The organism is Halorubrum distributum JCM 13561 (genome assembly GCF_000337395.1).
GTDB lineage: Archaea > Halobacteriota > Halobacteria > Halobacteriales > Haloferacaceae > Halorubrum > Halorubrum distributum.
In genome coordinates, this window is the sequence record NZ_AOJF01000030.1 from 138,789 (window position 1) to 162,188 (window position 23,400).

The window sequence follows — 23,400 nt, forward strand, 5'->3', positions numbered from 1 at the left end:
GAGGCGCACGAACCGCCGTGAATTCTCATAAGTTACGGAGATAAACGGGGTCAAACCGGGCTGGGATACGCGTCGATCGGCGCGGGACGGGGGAAGTTTCAGGATCGTTAATTTATGACCGAAAACCGCAAGACTGCGACGGGGTAGACTCGGCGGCAGGCACGGAAGATATTTATATATCCCCGCGTTCGGGTGGAGCAGAAGTCCAATGTTCGACCGCATCCGAACCGCGGCCCTCTTCGGGCTGCACCAAGCGACCGTCGCCGTCGGGATCTCGCTGTTCCCGATGGCCGTCTTCGCGCGTCAGCGCCTCGGTATCAACGTCCCCGTCGGCCGGCTCGTCGAGACCACCACCGAGGCGTTCGAGACCGCCGCCGAGGAGTGACCGCGCCGCCGTAGCGACTCGTTTTGCCCAGCCGACCGAACGCCGAACCGACCCGGAGCGACAGTACCGTCGGTGACGCGGGCGCCCCGTCACCCGTCTTGGGCGCGCCCGTCCGGTCGCCGTCGACCGGTCGCGACCCGGCGACGGATAGGCCCGTCGGAACCGGTCGGCGGCCCCCGAAGGGTTGCCTTTATCAGCGCGCCGAGCCAACGAGCGTGTAATGCGAACACCGACTGGCGACCTCTCAGACGGCCCGGCGGCGGACCTCGGCCGCGACCAGCCCGTCTTCGGACCGGAGCTCGGCGAGTTCGAACACAGCGAGCGCCGCGCCGCGAAGGCGGAGGAGGACGGCGAGATGAAGACCGGCACCACGACCGTCGGCATCAAGGCCGACGACGGCGTCGTGATGGCGACCGACATGCGCGCCTCCCTCGGCGGCATGGTCTCCTCGAAGGACGTCCAGAAGGTCGAGGAGATCCACCCGCGCGGCGCCTTGACCATCGCGGGCTCCGTCTCGGCGGCCCAGAACCTCATCTCGACGCTCCGCGCCGAGACGAGCCTCTACGAGGCCCGCCGCGGAAAGGACATGTCGATGGAGGCGCTGTCGACCCTGACGGGGAACCTCCTCCGCTCCGGGGCGTTCTTCGTCGTCCAGCCGATCCTGGGCGGCGTCGACGACGAGGGCGCGCACATCTACTCCATCGACGCCCTCGGCGGCACGACCGAGGAGGAGTACACCGTCACCGGCTCCGGGTCGCAGTACGCGCTCGGTGTCCTCGAACAGGAGTACGACGACGACGTCACCATCGACGAGGCGAAGACCATCGCCGCGAAGGCGATCCAGTCCGCCGTCGAGCGCGACCTCGCCTCCGGCAACGGGATCAACGTCGCGGTCGTCACCGACGACGGCGTCGAGATCACCCGGTACAAGGAGTTCGACGACCTGCTGTAAGGCGGCCCGCCGACGAGGCGAGCTCGCCGACCGCTCTTCGCTGCGATTTTCGACGATAGTCCGCCCGCTACCGACGAGTCCGTTCGCCGGTCCGTTCCGAACGCTCGCCGCTCCGCTCCGAACTCACCGCCGAAGACCCGGCGGCGCGCGGATCCCGTCGCCCCAGTAGAACCGCGGGCCGAGCAGGAGGTAGCCGCACGAGAGGAACAGCAGCGCGAACGCGAACCCCTCGCCGATCCACGCCGGGAGCGCGCCCGTCGCCATGTGGCCCGCGGGGGTGAGGATCACGGCGGCCTGAACGACGCCCATCACGAGCGCGTCCTGCGCGTGGAGGTCGGGGTACGTGACCGTCGAGCCCATGAGCAGCGCGAACGCGGTCGTCGCTCCGACGAGGAGGAGGGGCGCGGTGTAGCCCGCGATGACGGCGGCCGCGAGCACCGTCGCCGCCAGCGTGGTCGGGACGCCCACCGTCTCGCGGGCGCCGTCCTCGTCGACCGTGTAGAGCCCGAGTCGGGCGACCGCGGCGGCGACGAACAGCGCGCCCGCGCCGACGCCGGCGCCGACGAGGACGGGGTCCGTCGCGAACGAGCGCCCGTCGCGGACGACGGCGGCCACGAGGAAGGCGGGCGCCACGCCGAACGAGGCGACGTCTGCCAGCGAGTCGAGGTAGGGGCCGGCGGGCGTCGACCCCCGGTGACGGGCGACGACGCCGTCGAGCCCGTCCGCGACCGCGGCGAGGAGCACGAGGCGGGCCGCGAGCGCGACGTCGACCGTCGCGGCGACGACGGCGAGGAAGCCGACGGCGGCGTTGGCCACGGTGACCGCGTCCGCGAGCCCGAGGCGCCGAGCGAACCGCAGAGGCATACCGTATCGGTCGACGAGCCGGGTTTTAGGGCTTGTTATCTCGTCGACGCGGGCGGGCGGTTCGCGTCGCGAGCGCGGTCTCGCCGGCGCGACCGGCCCCCGTCAGGGCACGTACCAGATGCCGCGTCCGAAGTCGAGCCACTCCCCGACCACGACGTGCGGCATCGCGATGACGCAGACGAAGATGGTGTAGAAGGCGACGGCGCCGGAGAGCAGCGACCCGCCGGCCAGCGGGTTCGGGGCGACGGTCCACAGGGCGGCCGCGACGGTCGCCGTCACCAGCGCGCCGACGACGAGGACGCCCCACGCGACGACGAGCGAGACCCCTTCCGTCCGGTCGGGCTGCTCCTGCTCGACCACCATGCTCCGCGCCGACTGGCGCAGCGAGTACCACAGCGGGAAGTAGAGCCCGATGGCGACGACGACGGGGACCAAGGCGAAGTAGGCGACGAGCAGCAGCGTCTCCGCGGCGTCGAGGAGCCACGACCGGCTCACGCCGCCGGTCGAGCGGAGGCTGGTGACGAGGCCGCCGCCGAGGTGCGTGACCACGCCGAGCCCGAAGACCGCGCCGAGCGCCGTGGTGAACGTCTCGGGGTTCGAGGCGGCCGGGCCGGCCAGCCGGCCGTCAAAGACGCCCAGCATGATGCCGGTGAAGCTGTAGTAGGTCTCGGTCCAGAAGACGGCGGGGATGATCATCACGGCCCCGCCGCGGATCAGGGCGGCGAGCGCCCGCTGCGGCTTGGTCGTGAGGTGCTCGGTGCCGACCAGCGCGTCCATCACGCGGAGGTCGCCGTGCCCGCCCTTCGCGACCGCCGTCCCGAACGCGAGCGCGAGCGCCGGCAGCGGCGCGACGACGAACAGCGCCACGAACGAGGCGACGAAGCCGAGGTATAAGCCGACGTACCGCGCGCCGAACGGGAGCCCCCGCCGGCGGAGGTTCGAGAAGTGTTCGTACCCCCCGTGCGGGAGGTTCAGCGCGACCATCCCGACGAGGTACGCGATCATCTGCGTCCGGAGCGACACGTCGGTGCCGGCCGCGGACAGGGCGCCGAACCCCACCGCGAGCAGGAGCAACGCCGCGCGGGACGCACCGATGGCCGTCCGTTCCGGTTCGCCGAGGAGTCGCCGCACCGGACTCGCCGTCGACGTCGACATGGGTGTCGTTAGGGGCGTTAGAGGGTTAGGGCCTCGTCGCCATTATTCGGTCTTTTATATCCTCGGCTCTGTCGGAACCCCCACTTTTCGGATAAATTTCGTCTGAAACGGTCGGTCACCGAAGAGTGTTTCCTGATCGGTTTCGGGAGTGAGTGTAGTACGTTGTGAGTGAGGCCATTTATAAGTGGAATTACGGTGTCCCTGTCGGCTGTTTATAAGTGAGACGCTACTGCGGCGAGTGCCTCCAAAGTCCCGCCTCGACGGCTGCCCATTTGAGTCCCGCCCCACCGGAAGACGTTCCTGCTCGCTCCCTTCGGTCGCCGTGCGGGCTGCGGCTTCCGTGCTCCCGCTCGCTTCGCTCGCGGGAACGCACAGCAACCGCACCTCACGCCTCCCCANGGTTCGCGCTCTCCGAGCGCTCACCGCGTCCCTCGCGGGCTGGCTCGCGGCCTCCGCTTCGCTCCGGCCGCTCGCAGGCGCGCCACCGCACCCCTTTTATAAGCGCTCGTCGCCGTCGCCCGTGGGTATTTAAATACCACATCGCGGCCGCCGATCTGCGATACTCACTCCCGCTATCGCTCGCCGGTACGTCTGCACTGACCAGCGCCAGTTCAGAACGCGTCACCTGTGAGGGTTCGACGGAGCCGCGTGTCCGTTCGGCGACGCGCTGAGCGGAGAGCGAGGGGTTCGGAACGGGCTCAGTACGTGTGGATCACTTCGCCGCAGCGCGTGCACTCGATCGTGTCCGACCGGAACAGCCGCTCCTTCTTTTCGGTGGGGCCGTTACACTCGGGGCAGACCCCGAGGTTCCGGCCGTCCGCGACCCGCGCGGACAGGTCGAGGAACTGGTTTTCGAGCTTGTCGATCTGTTCGGACTGCTCCTCGACGACCGACCGGAGCTCCTCGATCGTCTCGTCGCGCTCCTCGACCGCGGTGGACAGCTCCTCGATGCGCTGCTCGTACTCGTCGATCGCCTCGACGTCGATGGTGACGTCGTCGACCGCCTCCGTTTCGTCCTCTCGCTCCGCGGTGGTTTCTGTCGTCGACTCCGCCTCCGCTTCGGTGTCGTCGTCGGCCATACAGCATCACTGGGGCCCCAGGTTGATTACTTTCGGGCCGACAACGTATCCCCCGACGGGCAACGCGACGGGGGCAGCGACCACCGAGGGACCCCGACGGTCGACCGCCCGCGGACGCCGATACCTGACTGGGTTGGCATCGATCTGAATAGAGTATACGGTATATCATGAGGTGGGTATGGACCCGATAGCGCTACAGGCGGGATACGACCTGCTCGGGGACGGACGTCCCGAGACGCTTTGGTTGGGTATAGGCACGCTACTAATGCTCATCGGGACCTTCTACTTCATCGTCAAAGGATGGGGGGTCACCGACAAGGAGGCCCGTGAGTACTACTCGATTACGATCCTCGTGCCGGGGATCGCGTCGGCGGCGTACCTGTCGATGTTCTTCGGAATCGGCCTGACGGAAGTCACGGTCGCCGGAGAAGTGCTCGACATCTACTACGCGCGGTACGCGGACTGGCTGTTCACCACGCCGCTGCTGCTGCTCGACCTCGCGCTGCTGGCGAAGGTCGACCGCGTGAGCATCGGGACGCTCGTCGGCGTCGACGCGCTGATGATCGTCACCGGCCTCATCGGCGCGCTCTCGCACACGCCGCTCGCGCGGTACTCCTGGTGGCTGTTCAGCACGATCTGCATGATCGTCGTGCTGTACTTCCTCGCCACGAGCCTGCGCGCCGCGGCGAAGGAGCGCGGCCCCGAAGTCGCGAGCACGTTCAACACGCTGACCGCGTTGGTGCTCGTCCTCTGGACCGCGTACCCGATCCTCTGGATCATCGGTACTGAGGGAGCCGGCGTCGTCGGCCTCGGCATCGAGACCCTCCTGTTCATGGTTCTCGACGTGACCGCCAAGGTCGGCTTCGGCTTCATCCTGCTCCGCAGCCGCGCGATCCTCGGCGACACCGAGGCCCCGGAGCCCTCCGCGGGCGCTGAGGCCTCCGCCGCGGACTGATCGGCCGGCGGACTCGACGCGACCGAACAGCACGGTTCAACCGTTTCCACCGTTCATTTTTCGACATGACTGACACTCCCACCGAACAGCCGCCAGTGATGAATACCCGGTCCGTGGTCGGGCTGGCCGCGTGCGCCGTGATCGCTCTCGTCGGTATCTTCCTGATCCCGACGCTACAGGAGCCGAGCGGCGGACTGAACGTCCGGTTCTGGACGATGGCGGCCCTGGAGCTACTCGCCATGGGCGGCGTTGTCTACTTCGTCCTGAACCTCCACGAAGAGCCGGAGTAAGGCGAGGTTCGTCGGCCGGGGTGTCCGGGTCCCTGCCGGCCGCTCACTCCGCCGGCGAGTCGCGTCCCACTCGCTCGGCGTCCGCGCGCCCGTCGCTCGTCGACGGCGACGTCTCGGCCAAGGCGCGCTCGAAGTGGTCGCGCCCGACGGTCGGGTCGGCGGGCGGCCCGTCGTCGACGATGGCGTCCTCGATGGCGAGCAGCCCGGCCTCGCGGACCAAGGCCGCGAGGTCGCCGCCGCTGTACCCGGCCGTGCGGTCGGCGAGGGAGTCGAGGTCGACGCCCGACGCCACCGGCATGTCCTGGGCGTGGATCCGCAGGATATCGCGACGCGCCTCGCGGTCCGGGAGCGGCGTCTCGACCGCCTTCTCGATGCGACCGGGGCGCAACAGCGCCTCGTCGATGTTGTCCGGGCGGTTCGTCGCCGCGATCACCACCACGTCGGTGAGCGGCTCCAGCCCGTCGAGCTCGGTCAGCAGCTGCGACACCACGCGCTCGCCGGCGCCGGTGTCGTCGCCCCGGCGCTTCGGCGAGATGGCGTCGACCTCGTCGAAGAAGATCACCGCCGGCGCGTTCTCGCGCGCCGTCGCGAACAGGTCGCGCACGGCCTGCTCGCTCGCGCCGACGTACTTGTCGAGCAGCTCGGGCCCGTTCACCGGGATGAAGTTCGCGTCGCTGAGGCTCGCCGCCGCGCGGGCGAGCAGCGTCTTCCCGGTGCCGGGCGGCCCGTACAGGAGCACGCCGGAGGGCGGGTCGATCCCCAGCGCCGCGAAGCGGTCGGCGTACTCCAGCGGCCAGTACACCGCGCGCACCAGCTCGCGCTTGGCGTCGTCGAGGCCGCCGACCTCGTCCCAGCCGACCGCGGGGAACTCGACGGTGACCTCGCGGAGCCCGGTGGGCTCGACGTCGTCGAGCGCGGCCTCGAAGTCGGCCATCCGGATCGCGGTCCGGCCGTCGCGGCGGACCGCCCGCTCCAGGGCCGCGTCCACGAGGACGGCTAGGTCGGCGAACACGTAGCCGTTGAGCCGCCCGGCGACGCCCTCGAAGTCGACGTCCATCGCGAGCGGTGCGCCCTCGCAGAGGGCTTCGAGCGCGTCGCGTCGCTCGGCGGTCGTCAGGGGCTCGACCGCCATCTCGCGGTCGAACCGCCCGCCGCGGCGCAGCGCCGACGGCACGGCGTTCGGGTCCGTCGCCACGCCTATCACGACCGTTCGGTCCCCATCGCGGAGCTCGTCGACGGTCGAGCGGAGGCGGTCGGCGAGCGCGGAGCCCCCGCCGTCGTCGGCCCCGAGCGCCTCGAGGTCGTCGAGGAGGACCACGGTCGGCTCTCCGGCCGGGACGGCCTCGACGACGCGGTCGAGCCCGTCCGACTGGTCGCTCGCGCGCTCGCCCCGGAGCCGGGCCGCGGAGGTGCGGACGAGCGACGCGTCGGTCGCGGCCGCGACGGCCTCGACGAGCGTCGTCTTCCCCGACCCGCGCGGGCCGTGGAGGAGCAGCCCCAGCGTCGACGAGCCCGCGGACTCGAACGTCTCGGCCGCGTCGAACCGGGTCGCGACCGCGTCCCGGAGGCGCTCGAACGTCGCCGTCGGGACGAAGCCGTCGCCGGCGCCGGTCCCGCCGGGGCGCTCGGCCTCGACCGCCGGCGCCCCGTCGTCGGCCGCGACGGTGATCTCGGTCTCGTCGCCGACGACCGCCGGCGAGGTGGGGGCCACGTCCCGCACGTCGAACCGGAGCGTGAGCGCGCCGCCGAGGCGGGTGACCTCGACCTCGTCGCCGACGGCGACCGCGCGCCGATCGAGCCGGCGGCGGATCGCGTCCTCGCTCCGCTCCAGGTCGACCGACTGGCGGAGCCGCAGCGTGACCGAGGAGGCGACCGGGAGTGACGACGCCGCCACGGTCGCGGCGTCGCCCGGCTCGACCCCGGCCGTCCGCCGGAGCCGCTCGGGGAGGAAGACGGCCCGGGCCCCGCCGTCGACCGCGACGACCGGGGCGGCGACGCGCCGCGCGCCCTCGACGGTCACCGAATCGCCGAGGCCGATCCCGAGATCGGCGAGGACGGCCTCGGGGAGCCCCACGCGGTCGCCGGGAACGGACGTGGGGGGCTCCCGGACGGGGACGCGCACGCTCATGGTTCGTGGGCCCGCTCGCGGGATGGCTCCTCGGCGGCGATAGTCGACACCATGCGTCGATCTCACGCCCAGCGACCTCAAAGTACCCGGGCCTAACTGGACAGTCGCGCCCCGACGGCCCCCGCGGTCGGCCGGTCGGACGCCGAGGCTTCGGCCCCTCGGAACGTAGGCAACCGTTAACCCGTATGGGTGCGAACGGATGCCCATGGCGAACGCTCGAGCGCTCCTCGTCCATCCTGAGGAGGGGAGCGATCGGATCGAGACGGCGCTCGGGGCCGCGGGGTTCGACGTGACCCGCACGGACACCGCGGCGTCCGCGGTCGCAAAGGCAACGACCGGGGAGTACGACTGCGTCGTCAGCGAGTACGCGCTGGACGGCGACGACGGGGTGGCCCTCGCGACCGCGATCGAAGAGTCCGACGCCGGCGTGCCCGTCGTGATGTTCACGGAGACGGACGAGGAGGGGGTGCCGGAGGCCGCCTTCGAGAACGGCGTCGACAGGTTCCTCCAGAAGAACGGGTCGGCGTCGATCGATAAGCTCGTCTCCGACGTCTCGACGGTCTGTTCGGGAGTCCCGACCTCCGAGCCGCGACGGGACATCTCCGACCACGAGCCGTCGGCGGCGGACGTGACGCGGGCCGTCGAGGACGCGCCGATCGGGATCAGCATCAGCGACCCGGACCTCCCGGACTATCCCCTCGTGTACGTCAACAACGCCTGGGAGGAACACACGGGCTACCCGGTCGAGGAGGCGCTCGGCCGCAACCCGCGGTTCCTCCAGGGACCGGGGACGGACCCGGAGACCGTCGAGGAGATCGGGGACGCGATCGCGAACGAGGAGGAGGCGACCGTCGAGATACGGAACTACCGGCGCGACGGAACGCCCTTCTGGAACGAGCTGACGGTCGCGCCGATATACGACGAGGACGGCGACCTGGCCCACTACGTCGGCTTCCAGAACGACATCAGCGACCGAAAGGAGGCGGAGCGGCTCGCCGAGGAGCGCGCCGAGAAGCTCGCGACCGAGCGGCGCTCGCTCGACAGGGTCCTCGGTCGGGTGAACGGGCTCTTCAGCGACATCAGTCGCATCCTCGTCGAGAACCGGGACCCGAACGTCATCCCCGAGCGCGTCTGCGAGGTCGTCGCCGGCGAGCCGGGGTACGCAGGCGGTTGGATCGGCGAGGTGTCGTCGGCGACCGGGCGGCTCGAGATCCGCGCCGCGAAGGGCGTGGCGGTCGAGCCGGGCGCGGCGTTCGACGTCAGCGAGACGCCGCAGGAGGTACAGGAGGCGATCGAGAGCGAGGAGCTCCGGACCGGGTCGATAGAGGACGCGTCCGACGGCCCGCTCGAACCGAAGTCCGCGGGCGGTCGGCGGCTCCTCGTCGTGCCGCTCACCTACGGCGACCGCCAGTACGGCCTGTTGGGGATCTACGGCAGCGGCGCGGACGTGCTCGACCGCCGCGAGCGACGGGTGTGCGAGTCGGTCGGGAAGATGATCGCGAACGGACTCCACTCCATCGAGACGACGGAGATGCTCACGACCGACCGCGTCGTGGAGCTCGTCGTCGAGATACGGGACTCGACGGGGCCGCTCGCCCGGATCGCCGACGCGGTCGGCGGGAAGGTAGACCACCTCGGGACGACGCGGCTCGACGACGACGCGTGCGAGCTGTACTTCCACGCCGACGGCGAGGACCCGGACCTCGACGAGCTCGCCGCCCTCCCGCTGGTCGAGTCGATGCGGACCGTCTCGGAGACGAACGACGGCGTCAGCTTCGCCGTCACCGCCACCGAGTCGCCGCCGCTCACGCAGCTGGCCGACCACGGCGGCGTCGTCGCCGAGGCGACCGCCACGCCGGAGGGAGCGACCCTGACGATCGAGGCGCCGCCCGAGCACGACGTCCGGTCGATCCTCGACGTGTTCCGCGGCGAGTACGAGGGCGTCGAACTCCGGTCGCGCGTCGAACGGGAGAGCCGCGACCGCACCGTCGCGGAGTTCGCGGCCGCGGTCGACGAGCGGCTCACCGAGCGCCAGCGCGCCGCCCTGAAGACCGCCGAGCTGAACGGCTACTTCGAGTGGCCGCGACCGGTCGACGGCTCGGAGATCGCGGAGCAGATGGGGATCACCCGGCAGACGTTCCACCAGCACCTCCGCGCGGCCGAGCGCAAGCTGGTCGAGGCGTACGTCGACCCCCGATCAGGCGAATGAGCCGGAAGCGCGCCGCGACCTCGTGGGACGACGCGTGAGCGACGAGGAGCCGGAGCCGGGCGACGAACCGTCCGTCGCGGGAGCGGACCCGTTCGCCGCGAGCGACGCCGTCGTCGTCGCGGCCGATCCGGAGTCCGTGTTCGCGTTCCTCGACGACCCCGCGAACCACGCGGCGATCACGCCCGGGCTCACGGACGTGAGAGACGTCGAGCCGCTGGCGAACGGCGGGAAGCGACTTTCGTACACCTACCGGATGGCCGGGATCGGGATCGACGGGGAGATCGTCCAGACGGTCCACGAGCCGCCCGAGCGCCACGCGTTCGAGCTCCGCGGCCGGCTCACCGGCACCATCGACCTCCGGCTCGACCCCGTCGACGGCGGGACGAAGCTGACGTACGCCGCGACGTACGACCTGCCGGAGAACGCGCTCACGCGGGTCGGCGCGCCCGTGATCCGTCGGTTCAACGAGCGGCAGCTCCGGGCGGCGCTGGAGAACGTCGCCGCGGAGCTCGACGCGGGCGGGTGAGGACGTTCGACAGATCCGTCCGCAGGGGTCGCCAGCGCGACGAGCCGACCGGGAGACGGCGCACCGATTCGGGGGCGGGCGAACTATTAAGCGTGCGATGGCCTAAACGGGAGGCATGGATCCGATCACCCTCCAAGCCGGGCTCGGTCTCGGGCTCGTAAGCGTCGGCCTGCTCGCGCTCCTGCTCGTGGTCGTCACGCTCTGGCAGTCGTTCGAGATCGTCGACGCCTACGAGAAGAAGACGCTCACCGTCTTCGGCGAGTACCGCAAGCTGCTCGAACCGGGAATCAACCTCATCCCGCCGTTCGTCTCCCGCACGTACCCGTTCGACATGCGGACCCAGACGCTGGACGTCCCCCGCCAGGAGGCGATCACGCGGGACAACTCTCCCGTGACCGCCGACGCCGTCGTCTACATCAAGGTGATGGACGCGAAGAAGGCGTTCCTCGAGGTCGACGACTACAAGAAGGCCGTCTCGAACCTCGCGCAGACCACCCTCCGGGCCGTCCTCGGCGACATGGAGCTCGACGACACGCTGAACAAGCGGCAGGAGATCAACGCGAAGATCCGCAAGGAGCTCGACGAGCCCACCGACGAGTGGGGGATCCGCGTCGAGAGCGTCGAGGTCCGCGAGGTCAACCCCTCGAAGGACGTCCAGCAGGCGATGGAGCAGCAGACCTCCGCAGAGCGCCGCCGCCGCGCGATGATCCTCGAAGCGCAGGGGGAACGCCGCTCCGCCGTCGAGCAGGCCGAGGGTGACAAGCAGTCCAACATCATCCGCGCGCAGGGCGAAAAGCAGTCGCAGATCCTCGAGGCGCAGGGGGACGCCATCTCCACGGTCCTCCGCGCGCGCTCCGCGGAGTCGATGGGCGAGCGCGCCATCATCGAGCGCGGCATGGAGACCCTCGAGGAGATCGGCAAAGGCGAGTCGACCACCTTCGTCCTCCCGCAGGAGCTCACNATGGGCGAGCGCGCCATCATCGAGCGCGGCATGGAGACCCTCGAGGAGATCGGCAAAGGCGAGTCGACCACCTTCGTCCTCCCGCAGGAGCTCACGAGCCTGGTGGGGCGCTACGGCAAGGCCCTCTCCGGCTCCGACGTCCAGGAGATGGAGGGGCTCGACGGCAAGGAGTTCGACGACGACACCCGGAAGATGCTCGGGCTCGACGACATCGACGAGATCCTCGGCCAGATCGAGGAGTCCGCGGAGATGAACGTCGAGGAACTCGAGAAGGAGGCCGAGGCCGTGAAAGCGGGCGACGCCGGCGCGAGCATCAGGTCCGCGGACGAGGTCATCCAGGAGATGGACGACGAGGAGGCGCCCGCGGAAGTCGAGAAAGAGGAGTAGCTCGGCGCGAAACGCGTCCGTAGCCGCATTTTCCGACACGATTCGGCCGCGAGCGAAGTGTTTTTGTCGAGGCGCCGACTAATACGGCCGTGACAGAGGGGTTCGACGGTCAAAAGCGCGAGACGCTCCGGCGGTTCGCAGCGGTCGGAGCCGCCGCGCCGTTCGTCGGGACCGCGAGCGCAGACGACGGGACCGACGAGAACGAGACGCGGGAGGCGATCCGCGGCTACGTGCCGACGACCCCCGGCGCGCACTTCTCGAAGCTCCGCGACGACCTCCGCCTCGGCACCGGCGAGGCGCAGTACCACCTCCGGAAGCTGGAGGAGGCGGGCGCGATCGAGTCGGTGAAGGACGCCGACTACCGGCGCTTCTTCCCCGCCGGCCGGTTCGACGAGACGGACAAGCGGGCGCTCGGCTACCTCCGCCGGGAGACGCCCCGCGGGATGATCCTCGCGCTGCTGCGTGACCCCGACGCGACCGGCGCCGACCTCGCGAGCGCGCTCGGCGTCTCCCGGCCGACGATAAGCGCCGCGGCCGCCGACCTCGAAGCCGCCGGCCTCCTCGACCGGACCGACGGCTACGCGCTGACCGAGCCGGAGCGGCTGCTCACGCTCGTCGTCCGCTACGCCGACTCCTTCGACGCCGAGGCCGTCGTGTTCGCCGACGAGGCGGCGTCGCTGGTCGCGTACGACCCCTGACTCGACTCAGAGCGCGACGGCGACCGTCAGGCCGTGACCATCCACGTCGTCCCCGACGAGTAGCCCCACTTCTCGACGTCGACATCGGTGGCCGCGTCGGCGACGGCGCTCATGTTCGCGCCGACCTCCTTCGCCGAGAGCCCGAGGTCGTCGGCGATCAGCCGCGACTTGAAGTAGGTGCGGTCGGCCGCGTTCTCGCGGAGGTAGCGGAGGATACGCGCCTGTTTCGCGGAGAGACCGGTCGATTCGGCCGCGACCGCGTCCGGGTGGGCAGTGCTCATACGCTCACCACGTCACCACGCCGCATAAGGCGGTTGGTAGACCGGGTTAACACGCCGCAGTCTTGCGATTTTACGTGTCATCGGGGCCGTGAGTACCATCCCACGACCGCGTTTGGGTACGGCCTTCGAACCGCGGCGGCGCCGCACCGGTGCCGCCGCGCCGGAGTCAGTACAGTTCGGTGACGAACGGCCCGAGCGCACCGCTCACCCCGGCCGCGAGCGCCTCGGCGCGGTCGACGCGGCCGTTCGTGAGCGCGCCGGCCGCGCCGCCGCGCTCCGCGATCCCGTCGGTGTCGAGGAGGTCGTCCATCACCGGACCCAGTTCCTCGCCGTCGTCGATGCGGGCGGCGACGTCGGCCGGCAGCGCGAGGCTCGGGCCGGCCGCGCGGCCGACCCGGTCGCCGTCGGTCACCGCCGCCCACATGATCAGGTAGCGGCCGTCGGCGCCGTCGAACCCCGCGACGCCGCCCTCGACGCCGACGCCGAGGTCGTACGTCGCGCCGTCGTCCGGCGCGCCGGCGCCGCCTCTCGGTTCCGCGTCGAGGACGGCCGCCGCCCGGTTCTCGGCGCCCGCGATCGTCTCCGCGTGGCCCGTTGGCTGTTCGCTCACGCCAGAGTCGACGGGGACGGATTCGACCGCGACGCCGGTCGGGTCGCTCGGGAGGTCGTCGTCCGCCGCCGCTCCGAGGGCCAGTTCGACCGCGCGCCGCTTCACCGGGTTCCCGCTGCCGACGCCGACTCGCAGGGTCGTCATGTCCGGTCGTCGGCGTCGGGGACTGAAAACGCGTCGGGATGGAACAGGCGCGCCAGCCGCTCGACCCCCTCGAGGAGCGCGGGACTCGGCTGGTTGAGGAGGGAGTCGTCGATCACGTGGACGGGCGCGTCGACCCAGTCGCGCTCGCCGACCGTCGCGGGGTCGACCCGGTCGCCGTGGCCGCAGACGTGGACGACGACGCGGTCGGGGTCGGCCCGCTCGACCGCGGCGGGCTCGACCTCGCGGGAGCGCTCGCCGGCGTCGACGAACGGGTAGCGCCCGCCCGCGGCGCGGACGGCGTCGGGGACCCAGTTGCCGGCCGCCATCGGCGGGTCGGACCACTCCTCGCAGTAGACGGTCGGTCGGGGGCGGTCGGCGACGGCGTCGGCGACCCGGTCGAGTCGGCCGCGCGCGTCGGCGGCGAGCCGCTCGCCGGCCTCGGGGCGACCGACGTCCCTTCCCCGGGCCGCGAACCCGTCGACCGCGTCGTCGAGGGTCGCGGGCTCGCGGTGCGCGACGTCGAGGCCGTGCTCCCGGCAGGCGTCGGCGAGGTCCGACTGGAGCGCGTCGCTCGTGAGGACGACGTCGGGGTCCAGCTCGGCGACTCGGTCGAGGTCGGGGTTCAGCCAGCCGCCGACGACGGTCGGGGACTCCTCGCCGTGCGCGGACCCGGCGTTCGGCTCGTCGGCGAGGTCGCAGTGGGCGGTGACGCCGACGAGGCGGTCGGCCCCGCCGAGCGCGGCGACCGTCGCGGTCGCGCTCGGCGCGAGGGAGACGACGCGTGGCGCGGACATGACGTCCGATCCGGCCGCGACCGTGTCAACGGTTTCGGTCCCGGCGGCGCGCCGGTGGGGCGGGACCCGGAGACCGGCGAAAACACGTGATAGATCGTGTCCTTTCGTCGGGTTTCGAGCGACACGTTCCGGTCGTTTTAAGTTGTGTTCCGCCGAGGGTAAACCAAGATCGCTTCGGGCGGTTTGAGTTTCCCGGGGCAACCGAGCTATGAGTGAACGACTACACACACGGGGGAGTCGCTCCCGAACGGAGACGAACGAGGAGGAATCGGAGAGCACCGACGAGACGCTCAGCTGCCCGGAGTGCGGGGGTCACGTCATCAACGACGAGGAGCACGGCGAGACGGTCTGTAGCGACTGCGGGCTCGTCGTCGAGGCGGACTCGGTCGACCGCGGGCCGGAGTGGCGCGCGTTCGACTCCCGCGAGAAGGACGAGAAGAGCCGCGTCGGCGCCCCGACCACGAACACGATGCACGACAAGGGGCTCTCGACGAACATCGACTGGCGCGACAAGGACGCGTACGGCCGCTCGCTCGGCGCCCGCCAGCGCCAGAAGATGCAGCGGCTCCGCAAGTGGAACGAGCGGTTCCGAACCCGCGACTCCAAGGAGCGCAACCTGAAGCAGGCGCTCGGCGAGATCGACCGGATGGCCTCGGCGCAGGGGCTCCCGGACAACGTCCGCGAGACGGCCTCCGTCATCTACCGCCGCGCGCTCGACGAGGACCTGCTCCCCGGTCGCTCCATCGAGGGCGTCTCCACCTCCTGCGTGTACGCCGCCGCCCGGATGGCCGGCGTCCCGCGCAGCCTCGACGAGATCGCCGACGTGTCGCGCGTCGAGAAGGCCGAGATCGCGCGGACGTACCGCTACGTCGTCCGCGAGCTGAAGCTCGAAGTGAAGCCGGCCGACCCCGAGCAGTACGTCCCCCGGTTCGCCTCCGACCTGGAGCTCTCCGAGGAGTCCGAGATGCGCGCGAAGAGCCTCCTCCGCAACGCGAAGGAGAAGGGCGTTCACTCCGGCAAGTCGCCGGTGGGCCTCGCCGCGGCCGCCGTCTACGCCGCCGCGCTCCTCACCAACGAGAAGACGACGCAGGCCGCGGTCTCGGAGGTCGCCGACATCTCCGAGGTCACCATCCGCAACCGGTACCACGAGCTCCTCGAGGCCGAGGACGGCCTCGTCGCGTAACCCGCGCGCTTTTCGCCGACTCGTTTCGCTGACTCGTTCCGACCCCGCAAGCGGTTCCAACCCGACCAGCTAAGTCCCCGCCCGCGGAAGCCTCGCGTATGTTCGAGGAGTTCGTTCTCGCCGCGAGCACGGCCGACCTCACGGAGGAGCCGCGCGCCCGCGAGGACGCCGACGCCGTGGAGTTCCGGATGGACCTCGCGAGCGACCCGCTCGACCAGCTGGCGGGCTACGACGGCGAGCTCCCGCTGCTCGTCACGAACCGGGCGTCGTGGGAGGGCGGCGAGGCCGAGGGGCTCGGCCGCTACGACGCGCTCTCGACGGCGATCGGTACCGACGCGGTGGCCGCGGTCGACATCGAGCTCGCGGCGCTGCGCGGGACGCATCCGGACCCGGCCGAGGAGTCGCACGCGACCGCGCTGCGCGAGGCGGCCCGCGAGGCGGGAGTCGAGGTCGCCGCGTCCGTCCACGACTTCGAGTCGACGCCCGAGTCCGCCGCGCTCGTGGACCTGCTCGCCGACGCCGCGAGCGAGGGCGACGTGGGGAAGCTGGCGACGACCGCGACCGCGCCGGCCGACGCGCTCGCGATGATCGAGGCGACCCACGAGGCGACCGCCGCCGGCCACCGCGTCGCGACGATGTGCATGGGCGAGCCGGGGCGGCACACCCGCGCCGTCACGCCCGTGTACGGCTCGAAGATCGGCTACGCGCCGGTCGACCCCGCGAACGCGACCGCGCCGGGCCAGTATCCGCTCGCGACGCTCAGAGAGCTGATCGACGGGCTGAGAGAGGGCGGAGCGGACGGGTGATTATTTTAAATAAACTCGATGCGGTGGCGCGTGCCTCCGAGTGGCCGCCGAAGGTGGCCGCGAGGAGCACGCGCGAGGGACGCGGCGAGCGAGGGCGACCGAAGGGAGCCCCGAGCGAGGCGCGAGGCTGGGGAGGTGTGAGGCTGCGGTGCTGTGCGGGTCGGGACTCAAAGGGGCAGTCGCCGGCGGCGGAGCCGCCGGCTGCCCGTGGCGCGTAGCGCCACGCTGCCGCGAGGGCGAAGCACGGCGACGCAAGCACCGCAGGGAGCGAACGAAGTGAGCGACCGAGGAGCGCAGCGAGCCGCGCGAATCCTCGGGGCTGGGGCTTTGGCGGTGTCCGTCGTCGATCCGCAGTCGGCTATTTATAAGCGAGCGGCTGGGGCTTTAGCAGTGTTCGCCACCGATCCGCAGTCAAGTACTGCGTATAAATCGTCATCGAGGCCGCCGACCGCCTCGTCATAAACCACGTATCGAGCCAAACCGCTTTACGACCGCCCCCGTAACACACGTCAATGGCGACGTGCGACGTGTGTGGGGAGTACGAGAACCTCCCGTACCAGTGTAAGCGGTGCGGCCAGACGTTCTGTGCCGAACACCGACTGCCCGAGAACCACGACTGCCCGGGCCTCGCCGAGTGGGACGACCCCGGGGGCGTCTTCGACAGCGGGTTCGACGAGAGCGTCGAGGGCGGGGCGGGGAGCGGCACCGCCGATGCCCGGAGCGGCGCGTCCGCAGGCGTCGTCGGGCGAGTCAAGCGCCGGATAGACCGCGAAACCGGCACCGGCGGCGTCCTGGGGTACTTCCGCAACAACGCGACGTACGCCCTGCTGTTGGCGATGTGGGTCACCTTCGTCGCGCAGTTGGCGGTGCTGTACTTCGGCGGGCAGTCCCTTCACAACACGCTGTTCGTGCTCCAGTCGGACGAGCTCGCAAACGTGTGGACCTGGGTGACGTCCGTGTTCTCGCACTCTCCCGGACTGCTGTACCACATCATCGGCAACAGCATCGTCATCCTGTTCTTCGGCCCCCTCGTCGAGCGGGCGGTTGGGTCGAAGCGGTTCGTCGGGTTCTTCCTCCTCTCGGGGATCCTCGCCGGCCTCGGCCACGTCCTGTTCGCGATCGCGACCGGCGGGCCGCCGACCGGCGTCCTCGGCGCCAGCGGCGCGGGCTTCGCGATACTCGGCGTCCTCACCGTCTGGCGGCCGAACATGCAGGTCCTCCTCTTCTTCGTCATCCCGATGAAGATCAAGTACCTCACGTGGGGGATCGCGCTCGTCTCGGCGGTCCTCGTCGTCCAGAGCCTCCAGGCCGGCGGCGCCGGCAGCGCCGGCGGCATCGCGCACCTCGCGCACCTGATCGGCTTCGCGATCGGCCTCGCGTTCGGTAAGCGCAACGAGGGGCTCGCGCGCTCCGCGGGCGGGGCGGGCGGCGTCTCGATGGGGGGCGCGCGCGGCCCGCGCGGACCGGGCGGCCCCGGCGGCCCCGGCGGGCGGTTCTGATGGGCCCCGCGCGGCCCGACCTCCGGCCGGACCCGTCGCTGTCCCGCGCGGAGATGGAGGGTCTCCAGCGCGACATCGCGGCGGCCGCGACGTTCGAGGACGACCACGGGCTCGACCCGCCCGCCGTCGCGGTCGAGGAGGCGACCTCGCTCGCGGACGGCCTCCCGCCGGCGCGCGACGGCGCGCAGGAGCGGTTGGGCACCGGCGACGAGGGCAGCGCCGACACGACGCCCGATCCGGACGGTCCGACCGTCGTCGGCGTCGACCAGGCGTTCCTCACCGACCGCGACGGCGACCGCCCCGACGCCGCCGTCTCCGCCGCGGTCGCGTTCCGCGCCGGGACCGTGGTCGAGTACGCGAGCGCGACGACGCCGCTGTCGATCCCGTACGTTCCCGGCCTGCTCGCGTTTCGGGAGGGAGAGCCGATACTCGCCGCGCTCGACGCGCTCGACGCCGCCCCCGACCTGCTGGTGTGCGACGGCTCCGGTCGGATCCACTTCCGGGAGGCGGGGCTCGCGACCCACGTCGGCGTCCTCCGCGACGCCCCGAGCGTCGGCGTCGCGAAAAGTCTCCTCTGCGGCGAGCCCGACGAGTCGACGAGCGAGCGCCCGGAAGGCTGGCGGACGCCGGTCCGCGCCGACGACGCGGTGACGACCGCCGAGCCGGGGACCGTCATCGGCCACGCGTTCCAGTCGCGCCAGTACCCGAACAGCAAGCGGGTGAACCCGCTGTACGTCAGCCCGGGCCACCGCGTGTCGGCGGAGACCGCGGTCGAGTTCGTCGCGGCGCTTTGCGCGGGGTACAAGCTCCCCGAGCCGACGCGGCTCGCGGACGCGTACGCCGATACGGTGAAGCGGGACGCGGACTGAGACGCGGACGGCGGCGACGGGCGCGGGGGGCGTCGGCGCGGCGTCGCTTCCGTGCCACCGTTTGCCACGGGCAGGCGGTTTTTAGACGATCGACTGCGAACGCGAACGCATGGGAGACGACGACGCGGAAAGTCCGATGTCCGCCGAGGAGTTCCGGTCGCTGACCGACGGGTTGGTGCGACAGAGTTCGGGCGGGGGGACGACCGTCTACAAGAACGCGGCGGGCGTCGGCTGCCCGAACCCCGACTGCGACCGCGGCGTCTTCCAGACGCTGTTCGTCAGCGACCACGGCTGGCAGCAGATCGGCGCGACCCGCGACGGGATCGACCTCTGTCTGGTCAACACGGAATCGAAGCGGCTCGTCTTCATCCACGACGAGTAATCAGGCTGCGGGGACGATACCGGCCCCTCAGTCGTCCGCGACGGACCCGGCGTCGGGCTCGGCCGCGCAGCGGTTCGGCCCGAGTTCGAGTTCGATCGCCGCGGTCTCGTCGGGCGGCGACTCGACGCCGCGGTTGGCCGCGATCACCGACTCGTAGTTCGGCGGCTTCTCCGGGAGCGTCCGGGTGATCCGCTCGACGAAGTCGGCCGCGTCGAGGTCGAGGACGTCGATCTCGCGGCGCGCGTCCCCGACCGTCGCGAAGACGGGTTCGCCCGGGACGACGTCGCCGGTCGTCCCGTCGTTCGCGACCGCGAAGTGCCCGGGGCAGACGACGACGCCGTCCGGCTCGGCGAGCAGCGTGCCGTGGAGCGAGTCGTAGAGCCGGCGGGCCGCGCCCGCGGCGCCCTCGTCTGCGGCGCCGTCAACTTCGCCGTCGTCTCCGTTTCCGTCGCCGCCCGCCGAGAACTGGAGCTCCGTCCGTCCGACGCTGTCGGTGAACAGCGTGTCGCCCGTGAGGACCGCCGCGTCGCCGACGAGGTAGCTCGCGCCGTCGTCGGTGTGCCCGGGCGTCGCGAGCGCCTTCAGGTCGATCCCGCCGACGTCGAGCGTCTCGTTCCGGTCGATCGGCTCGAACGAGTACGCCACGTCGCGCTCGGCGGCCGCGGCGGGCAGGTAGTACGGCACGCCGAGCTCGTCCGCGAGGGCTCGCCCGCCAGAGAGGTGGTCGGCGTGGACGTGCGTGTCGAGGACGGCCGCGATCGACGCGTCGCGCTCGGCGGCCGCTTCGATCCACTCGTCGCCGTGTCTGGAGACGTCGATAGCGACCGCGACGCGGTCGGAGCCGTCGGACGCCGCGGGGACGCGGTCCGCCGTGCCCGCCTCGCGTCCGCCGACGACGAGGTACCCCAGACACCCCTTCGCGCGGCGCTGGATCTGGACGACGTCGAGCGGCGGGGCGTCGGCGGGCGCGTCGGGCAGCGGAACCTCGGTTCGGTCGTACACCGCGGACCAGCCGCGCATGCCGTCGGCGACGACGGTCACGTCGTCGTACCCGGCCGCGTCGAGTTCGGCGGCGAAGTCGTCGGAGGCCTTCCCCTTCGCACACAGCGTGATCACGGTGTCGTCGGGCGAGAGGCCGGTCTCGCGCTCGAAGTCGTCGACGTCGAACTCGTGGAACGGCTTGTAGAAGTAGTGGACGGCGTCCGCCACGCGCCACCCCGCGAAGCTCTCCTCGGGCCGCGTGTCGACGATGACGAACGAACGCTCGCCGCGGCGTCGCTCATCGATCCTGTCGCGGAACTCGTCGGCGGAGATCGTTTCGACCATACCGAAGTGTTGTTCCGCGCGATCAAAAGCGCTCGGTGGGTGGGAAGTACGAGGGAATCGGTAGCGGCGAGATCAACGCTGCGTGCTGGGACTCGCCGACGGATTGCAGATAAGTGAACAACGGCGCTGCGGCGAATGCCTCCGATTCCCCGGCCGCTCGTTTATAAATATCCGACTGCGGATCGACCGCTGACACCTCCAAAGCCTCAGCTGATCGCTTATAAATAATCGACTACGGACCGACTGCGGACACCTCCAAAGGCCCAGCCGCGAGGCGGACCCTTTGAGTCCCGCCCCGCACGGCACCGCAGCCTCACGCCTCCCCAACCTCGTCGGCGGTCCTCCGCTTCGCTCCGGACCGCCGACTCCCTCGCGCGTGCGACTCGCGCCCTTCGGGCGCTCATCGGCACGCGCCACCGCAACCGCAACAGATGCGGAATCCGTCGCGACCGCGATGGGTAGCTTTTATTCGGAGCGCCCGGCGAGCGGGCGTATGGTCGAGGCGTTCGCGGTCGCCAGCGGGAAGGGCGGCACGGGGAAGACGACGAGCACGCTCGCGCTCGGGATGGCGCTCGCGGCGGACCACGACGTGACGGTCGTCGACGCCGACACCGGCATGGCGAACCTCCTCTTTCACGCCGGGCTCGACGACGCGGCGGTCACCCTCCACGACCTGCTCGTCGAGGGCACCGCGACGGACGTGACCGAGGCCACCTACGACCGGTTCGGGCTCTCGGTCGTCCCCTGCGGCACCTCGCTGGCCGGCTTCGAGGCCGCGGAACCGGAGCGCCTCCGCGACGTTGTGGCGGAGCTCGCGCGCGACACCGACGTGCTCCTGCTCGACTCGCCGGCCGCGCTGGGGTCGAAGTCGGCCGTCCTGCCCGTTGTGCTCGCCGACCGCGTCGTGGTCGTCGTCGAGCCGACGATCCCGGCGCTCTCGGACGGCCTGAAGGTCCAGGAGTACGCGCGCTCGTACGGCACGGAGACGGCGGGCGTCCTGTTCAACAAGGTCCGCGACGAGGCCGACGACGTCGCCGCGCAGGCGGAGCGCCACTTCGGCGGCCCCGTCCTCGCGAACGTCCCCGAGAGCGACGACGTTCGGGCGGCGCGCCGAGCGGGGAAGCCCCTGCTCGCGCACGCGCCGGAAAGCGAGGCCGCCGCGCGCTACCGGCGGGCCGCCGACCGGCTCAACGTGCGCGACGGCGACGGCGACGCGGTCGCCGACCGATTCCGCAGCGCGGTCGTCCCCGACACGCCATGAGCGGGAGCCCGGAGAACGACGGCTCAGACGGCGACCGCCCGGACGGCGACAGCCCCGGCGGCGACCGCTCGGAGCCGGCCACCCTCACCATCCCGCGGGGGACGCTCCTCCGCTCGCGGGTGGTCTCCGACGTGGGGACGACGCTCTCGCGCGCGCTCGACCGCGGGCTCACCGGCTACGCGACGCTCGTCCCGCAGGAGACGCTGCTGCTCTCCGGCGAGGCCCGCGGCGTCATCACGTTCGACGACGGCGTGCCCGTGCTGGCGTACAACACCGTGACGGACAGCGGGGGCCCGGACGCGCTCGCGGAGCTGGCAGTGCCCGGCCCCTACCGCGTCGAGCTGTACGCCGTCGACGCGACCGGGCTTGCGGCGGCCCACGAGGAGGAGGCGCTGCGGGTCGCGCCCGACGCGGCCGCGACCGAGCTGGCCGACGACGCCGACCTCGCCGACCGGACCCGCGACGCGGCGCCCGACGAGCGGCTTCGGGCGGCCGACGACGAGGACGACGCCGTCGCCGCCTTCCTCGCCGACGACGACCGGATCGACGCGATCCGCGAGCAGGCGCGGTCGGAGGCCCGCGACCGCGCCGCCGAGTGGGGGCTCGACGACGCGCTCGACGATCCGGAGGAGATGGCGGAAAGCGACGCCCCCGACGAGCCGGGTGGATTGGGAGAGCGCGACGCCGGCGGCGCCGGCGACGGCTGACCGACCGAACGGTTATCTCGACGCGGGCCCTCCGATCGGTATCACCGTCCTCCGACTCCTGCGGCTGACGACGCCCGCCGACTTCGCGGCCTGGTACGCCGCCGGCCGCGCGTACACGACCGGCGTCGCCGAGGGGATGGGCTTTTCCGGCGTCGACGCCCTCGACGACGACCGGACCGCGCGTCGGCTCCGAACGGCCCCCGACGAGCTGACGCCCGCCGAGGCGCGCTCGGTCGCGGCGACGCTGCTCGCTGACGGCGCGTTCTCGGAGCCGTACTGCGAGTGGCTGCCGACCTGGTACGAGCTCGCGCTGATCGCGCCGGTCCGCTACGGCGACTGGCGGCTGCGGCGGGTCGCCGGCGCGGTCGCCGAGCGCGCGTCCGCGACCGCGACCGCGCCGCGGTTCTCGCGCCCGACGGACGTCCGAATCGACGGCGCCCCGGCGCTGTCGCGGGTCTCCGGCTTCCGCGAGCGGTTCCTCCTCGCGGACTCGCTGCTCCACCTGGAGTGGTTCGACCACGTCGCCGCCGCCGACGGGATCGAGGTGCCCGACGGCCTCGTCGCGCGGACCCGCGAGGAGTCGCTGTCCTACTACGGCGGGGAGCGCGACCGCCTCTCGCCCGAAGTCCGGCGGTTCCAGCGACACCTGTTCGCCGACGACCGCTGGGTCAGCCGGGTCGACGAGGCGTACGGCCTCGACAGCGCCCTGTTCGGGCTCTGGGAGCGGCTGCTCCGAGACGAGCGGCGGCGGCTCGGCGGCGACTGATCGGGGACGGCGGTCGACCGACTCGCGGTTCGAGCCGACGGCGTTGAACTGCTACAGCTTCCGTAACAAGTTACGGACCCTAATCACGAAACGGGAGGTAAGTATAGACGGATCACTCCATTACTGCGTTGTACGAACCACGTTTCGGTTCGCTGTCCCCGACCTTCGGCCCTCGTTTTCGCT

At 71.3% G+C, this 23,400-nt stretch carries 24 protein-coding genes; 16 read left to right on the forward strand and 8 right to left on the reverse strand.

All coding sequences use genetic code 11. From position 1 onward, the window contains the following. Window positions 1-208 precede the first annotated feature (208 nt). Together C470_RS16030 and psmB are read left to right on the forward strand one after the other, a co-directional pair. On the forward strand, window positions 209-385 hold the full coding sequence (locus C470_RS16030; protein ID WP_007346081.1) for a hypothetical protein: 177 nt from the start codon (window positions 209-211) through the stop codon (window positions 383-385). A gap of 220 nt (window positions 386-605) precedes the next feature. After that, window positions 606-1,337, forward strand: coding sequence for an archaeal proteasome endopeptidase complex subunit beta (psmB, locus tag C470_RS05465; RefSeq protein WP_004596468.1), 732 nt, complete (start codon window positions 606-608; stop codon window positions 1,335-1,337). 123 nt (window positions 1,338-1,460) lie between these two features. On the opposite strand, the gene C470_RS05470 is transcribed toward psmB, so the two are convergent. The 3 genes from C470_RS05470 to C470_RS05480 form a co-directional block, all read right to left on the reverse strand. Continuing rightward, entirely contained in the window at window positions 1,461-2,201 is a 741-nt protein-coding gene (locus tag C470_RS05470; protein ID WP_007346080.1) for a protein sorting system archaetidylserine synthase, read from the reverse strand. 102 nt (window positions 2,202-2,303) lie between these two features. Beyond that, the gene (locus C470_RS05475; RefSeq protein ID WP_008365810.1) at window positions 2,304-3,356 is read right to left on the reverse strand and encodes a Brp/Blh family beta-carotene 15,15'-dioxygenase; all 1,053 of its coding nucleotides are present in this window, start codon (window positions 3,354-3,356) and stop codon (window positions 2,304-2,306) included. A gap of 698 nt (window positions 3,357-4,054) precedes the next feature. Beyond that, window positions 4,055-4,435, reverse strand: coding sequence for a SlyX family protein (locus C470_RS05480; RefSeq protein ID WP_004596472.1), 381 nt, complete (start codon window positions 4,433-4,435; stop codon window positions 4,055-4,057). A 178-nt stretch (window positions 4,436-4,613) separates the two neighbouring features. Here C470_RS05480 and C470_RS05485 point away from each other — a divergent pair, with 178 nt between their 5' ends. Further along, window positions 4,614-5,390: a bacteriorhodopsin gene (locus C470_RS05485; RefSeq protein ID WP_080505974.1), complete on the forward strand. Its 777-nt coding sequence runs from the start codon at window positions 4,614-4,616 to the stop codon at window positions 5,388-5,390. A 65-nt stretch (window positions 5,391-5,455) separates the two neighbouring features. After that, entirely contained in the window at window positions 5,456-5,680 is a 225-nt protein-coding gene (locus C470_RS05490; RefSeq protein ID WP_004596476.1) for a hypothetical protein, read from the forward strand. 43 nt (window positions 5,681-5,723) lie between these two features. On the opposite strand, the gene C470_RS05495 is transcribed toward C470_RS05490, so the two are convergent. Beyond that, window positions 5,724-7,808 carry an AAA family ATPase gene (locus C470_RS05495; protein WP_008365813.1) on the reverse strand — a complete coding sequence of 695 codons (2,085 nt, stop codon included), beginning with the start codon at window positions 7,806-7,808 and terminating at the stop codon, window positions 5,724-5,726. Between the two features lie 205 nt (window positions 7,809-8,013). Here C470_RS05495 and C470_RS05500 point away from each other — a divergent pair, with 205 nt between their 5' ends. The 4 genes from C470_RS05500 to C470_RS05515 all read left to right on the forward strand — a co-directional run bounded on the left by C470_RS05500 (window position 8,014) and on the right by C470_RS05515 (window position 12,589). Further along, window positions 8,014-10,017 (forward strand): bacterio-opsin activator domain-containing protein, encoded by a 2,004-nt coding sequence (locus C470_RS05500; protein ID WP_008365815.1) that lies wholly within the window; start codon window positions 8,014-8,016, stop codon window positions 10,015-10,017. A gap of 34 nt (window positions 10,018-10,051) precedes the next feature. Next, the gene (locus tag C470_RS05505) at window positions 10,052-10,543 is read left to right on the forward strand and encodes an SRPBCC family protein (protein WP_004596481.1); all 492 of its coding nucleotides are present in this window, start codon (window positions 10,052-10,054) and stop codon (window positions 10,541-10,543) included. Between the two features lie 115 nt (window positions 10,544-10,658). After that, window positions 10,659-11,891 carry an SPFH domain-containing protein gene (locus tag C470_RS05510; protein ID WP_008365817.1) on the forward strand — a complete coding sequence of 411 codons (1,233 nt, stop codon included), beginning with the start codon at window positions 10,659-10,661 and terminating at the stop codon, window positions 11,889-11,891. An 89-nt stretch (window positions 11,892-11,980) separates the two neighbouring features. Next, a complete protein-coding gene (locus C470_RS05515) occupies window positions 11,981-12,589 on the forward strand; it encodes a winged helix-turn-helix transcriptional regulator (RefSeq protein ID WP_008365819.1) in 609 nt (202 codons plus the stop codon). A 26-nt stretch (window positions 12,590-12,615) separates the two neighbouring features. Here C470_RS05515 and C470_RS05520 read toward each other — a convergent pair whose 3' ends face one another. From C470_RS05520 to C470_RS05530, 3 genes are all read right to left on the reverse strand, one after another. After that, the gene (locus C470_RS05520; RefSeq protein WP_004596485.1) at window positions 12,616-12,870 is read right to left on the reverse strand and encodes a DUF7123 family protein; all 255 of its coding nucleotides are present in this window, start codon (window positions 12,868-12,870) and stop codon (window positions 12,616-12,618) included. A 166-nt stretch (window positions 12,871-13,036) separates the two neighbouring features. After that, window positions 13,037-13,624, reverse strand: a complete 588-nt coding sequence (locus C470_RS05525) for a DUF84 family protein (protein ID WP_008365821.1) — start codon at window positions 13,622-13,624, stop codon at window positions 13,037-13,039. Continuing rightward, on the reverse strand, window positions 13,621-14,418 hold the full coding sequence (locus C470_RS05530) for a cobalamin-binding protein (RefSeq protein ID WP_008365823.1): 798 nt from the start codon (window positions 14,416-14,418) through the stop codon (window positions 13,621-13,623). Before C470_RS05530 ends, C470_RS05525 begins: the two co-directional genes overlap by 4 nt. Window positions 14,419-14,626: 208 nt before the next feature. Between C470_RS05530 and C470_RS05535 the strand changes: the two genes are divergently transcribed. The 5 genes from C470_RS05535 to C470_RS05555 all read left to right on the forward strand — a co-directional run bounded on the left by C470_RS05535 (window position 14,627) and on the right by C470_RS05555 (window position 19,157). Then, complete coding sequence (locus C470_RS05535) at window positions 14,627-15,601, forward strand: transcription initiation factor IIB (protein WP_004596489.1); 975 nt, start codon at window positions 14,627-14,629, stop codon at window positions 15,599-15,601. A 98-nt stretch (window positions 15,602-15,699) separates the two neighbouring features. Next, the gene (locus C470_RS05540; RefSeq protein ID WP_008365825.1) at window positions 15,700-16,407 is read left to right on the forward strand and encodes a type I 3-dehydroquinate dehydratase; all 708 of its coding nucleotides are present in this window, start codon (window positions 15,700-15,702) and stop codon (window positions 16,405-16,407) included. 512 nt (window positions 16,408-16,919) lie between these two features. Beyond that, window positions 16,920-17,906, forward strand: coding sequence for a rhomboid family intramembrane serine protease (locus C470_RS05545; RefSeq protein ID WP_007344802.1), 987 nt, complete (start codon window positions 16,920-16,922; stop codon window positions 17,904-17,906). Continuing rightward, window positions 17,906-18,775 (forward strand): endonuclease V, encoded by an 870-nt coding sequence (locus C470_RS05550; RefSeq protein ID WP_008365827.1) that lies wholly within the window; start codon window positions 17,906-17,908, stop codon window positions 18,773-18,775. Before C470_RS05545 ends, C470_RS05550 begins: the two co-directional genes overlap by 1 nt. A 109-nt stretch (window positions 18,776-18,884) precedes the next feature. After that, window positions 18,885-19,157 (forward strand): DUF7385 family protein, encoded by a 273-nt coding sequence (locus tag C470_RS05555; protein ID WP_004596496.1) that lies wholly within the window; start codon window positions 18,885-18,887, stop codon window positions 19,155-19,157. 27 nt (window positions 19,158-19,184) lie between these two features. Here the strand turns inward: C470_RS05555 and C470_RS05560 are convergent, their stop codons facing one another. Beyond that, a complete protein-coding gene (locus C470_RS05560) occupies window positions 19,185-20,483 on the reverse strand; it encodes an MBL fold metallo-hydrolase (RefSeq protein ID WP_008365829.1) in 1,299 nt (432 codons plus the stop codon). A gap of 493 nt (window positions 20,484-20,976) precedes the next feature. On the opposite strand from C470_RS05560, the gene C470_RS05565 reads away from it, so the two are divergent. From C470_RS05565 to C470_RS05575, 3 genes are all read left to right on the forward strand, one after another. Beyond that, the gene (locus C470_RS05565; protein WP_008365831.1) at window positions 20,977-21,744 is read left to right on the forward strand and encodes a nucleotide-binding protein; all 768 of its coding nucleotides are present in this window, start codon (window positions 20,977-20,979) and stop codon (window positions 21,742-21,744) included. After that, on the forward strand, window positions 21,741-22,451 hold the full coding sequence (locus C470_RS05570) for a hypothetical protein (RefSeq protein ID WP_008365833.1): 711 nt from the start codon (window positions 21,741-21,743) through the stop codon (window positions 22,449-22,451). The genes C470_RS05565 and C470_RS05570 overlap by 4 nt, the downstream gene beginning before the upstream one ends. 136 nt (window positions 22,452-22,587) lie before the next feature. Continuing rightward, window positions 22,588-23,217 (forward strand): hypothetical protein, encoded by a 630-nt coding sequence (locus C470_RS05575; protein ID WP_049908607.1) that lies wholly within the window; start codon window positions 22,588-22,590, stop codon window positions 23,215-23,217. Window positions 23,218-23,400: the final 183 nt, after the last annotated feature.

Bases quoted from the DNA above. Each gene is read 5' to 3' on its own strand.
- C470_RS16030 (WP_007346081.1), top strand. From the start codon at position 209: ATGTTCGACCGCATCCGAACCGCGGCCCTCTTCGGGCTGCACCAAGCG.
- psmB (WP_004596468.1), top strand. From the start codon at position 606: ATGCGAACACCGACTGGCGACCTCTCAGACGGCCCGGCGGCGGACCTC.
- C470_RS05470 (WP_007346080.1), bottom strand. From the start codon at position 2,201: ATGCCTCTGCGGTTCGCTCGGCGCCTCGGGCTCGCGGACGCGGTCACC.
- C470_RS05475 (WP_008365810.1), bottom strand. From the start codon at position 3,356: ATGTCGACGTCGACGGCGAGTCCGGTGCGGCGACTCCTCGGCGAACCG.
- C470_RS05480 (WP_004596472.1), bottom strand. From the start codon at position 4,435: ATGGCCGACGACGACACCGAAGCGGAGGCGGAGTCGACGACAGAAACC.
- C470_RS05485 (WP_080505974.1), top strand. From the start codon at position 4,614: ATGGACCCGATAGCGCTACAGGCGGGATACGACCTGCTCGGGGACGGA.
- C470_RS05490 (WP_004596476.1), top strand. From the start codon at position 5,456: ATGACTGACACTCCCACCGAACAGCCGCCAGTGATGAATACCCGGTCC.
- C470_RS05495 (WP_008365813.1), bottom strand. From the start codon at position 7,808: ATGAGCGTGCGCGTCCCCGTCCGGGAGCCCCCCACGTCCGTTCCCGGC.
- C470_RS05500 (WP_008365815.1), top strand. From the start codon at position 8,014: ATGGCGAACGCTCGAGCGCTCCTCGTCCATCCTGAGGAGGGGAGCGAT.
- C470_RS05520 (WP_004596485.1), bottom strand. From the start codon at position 12,870: ATGAGCACTGCCCACCCGGACGCGGTCGCGGCCGAATCGACCGGTCTC.
- C470_RS05525 (WP_008365821.1), bottom strand. From the start codon at position 13,624: ATGACGACCCTGCGAGTCGGCGTCGGCAGCGGGAACCCGGTGAAGCGG.
- C470_RS05530 (WP_008365823.1), bottom strand. From the start codon at position 14,418: ATGTCCGCGCCACGCGTCGTCTCCCTCGCGCCGAGCGCGACCGCGACG.
- C470_RS05535 (WP_004596489.1), top strand. From the start codon at position 14,627: ATGAGTGAACGACTACACACACGGGGGAGTCGCTCCCGAACGGAGACG.
- C470_RS05540 (WP_008365825.1), top strand. From the start codon at position 15,700: ATGTTCGAGGAGTTCGTTCTCGCCGCGAGCACGGCCGACCTCACGGAG.
- C470_RS05545 (WP_007344802.1), top strand. From the start codon at position 16,920: ATGGCGACGTGCGACGTGTGTGGGGAGTACGAGAACCTCCCGTACCAG.
- C470_RS05550 (WP_008365827.1), top strand. From the start codon at position 17,906: ATGGGCCCCGCGCGGCCCGACCTCCGGCCGGACCCGTCGCTGTCCCGC.
- C470_RS05555 (WP_004596496.1), top strand. From the start codon at position 18,885: ATGGGAGACGACGACGCGGAAAGTCCGATGTCCGCCGAGGAGTTCCGG.
- C470_RS05560 (WP_008365829.1), bottom strand. From the start codon at position 20,483: ATGGTCGAAACGATCTCCGCCGACGAGTTCCGCGACAGGATCGATGAG.
- C470_RS05565 (WP_008365831.1), top strand. From the start codon at position 20,977: ATGGTCGAGGCGTTCGCGGTCGCCAGCGGGAAGGGCGGCACGGGGAAG.
- C470_RS05570 (WP_008365833.1), top strand. From the start codon at position 21,741: ATGAGCGGGAGCCCGGAGAACGACGGCTCAGACGGCGACCGCCCGGAC.
- C470_RS05575 (WP_049908607.1), top strand. From the start codon at position 22,588: ATGGGCTTTTCCGGCGTCGACGCCCTCGACGACGACCGGACCGCGCGT.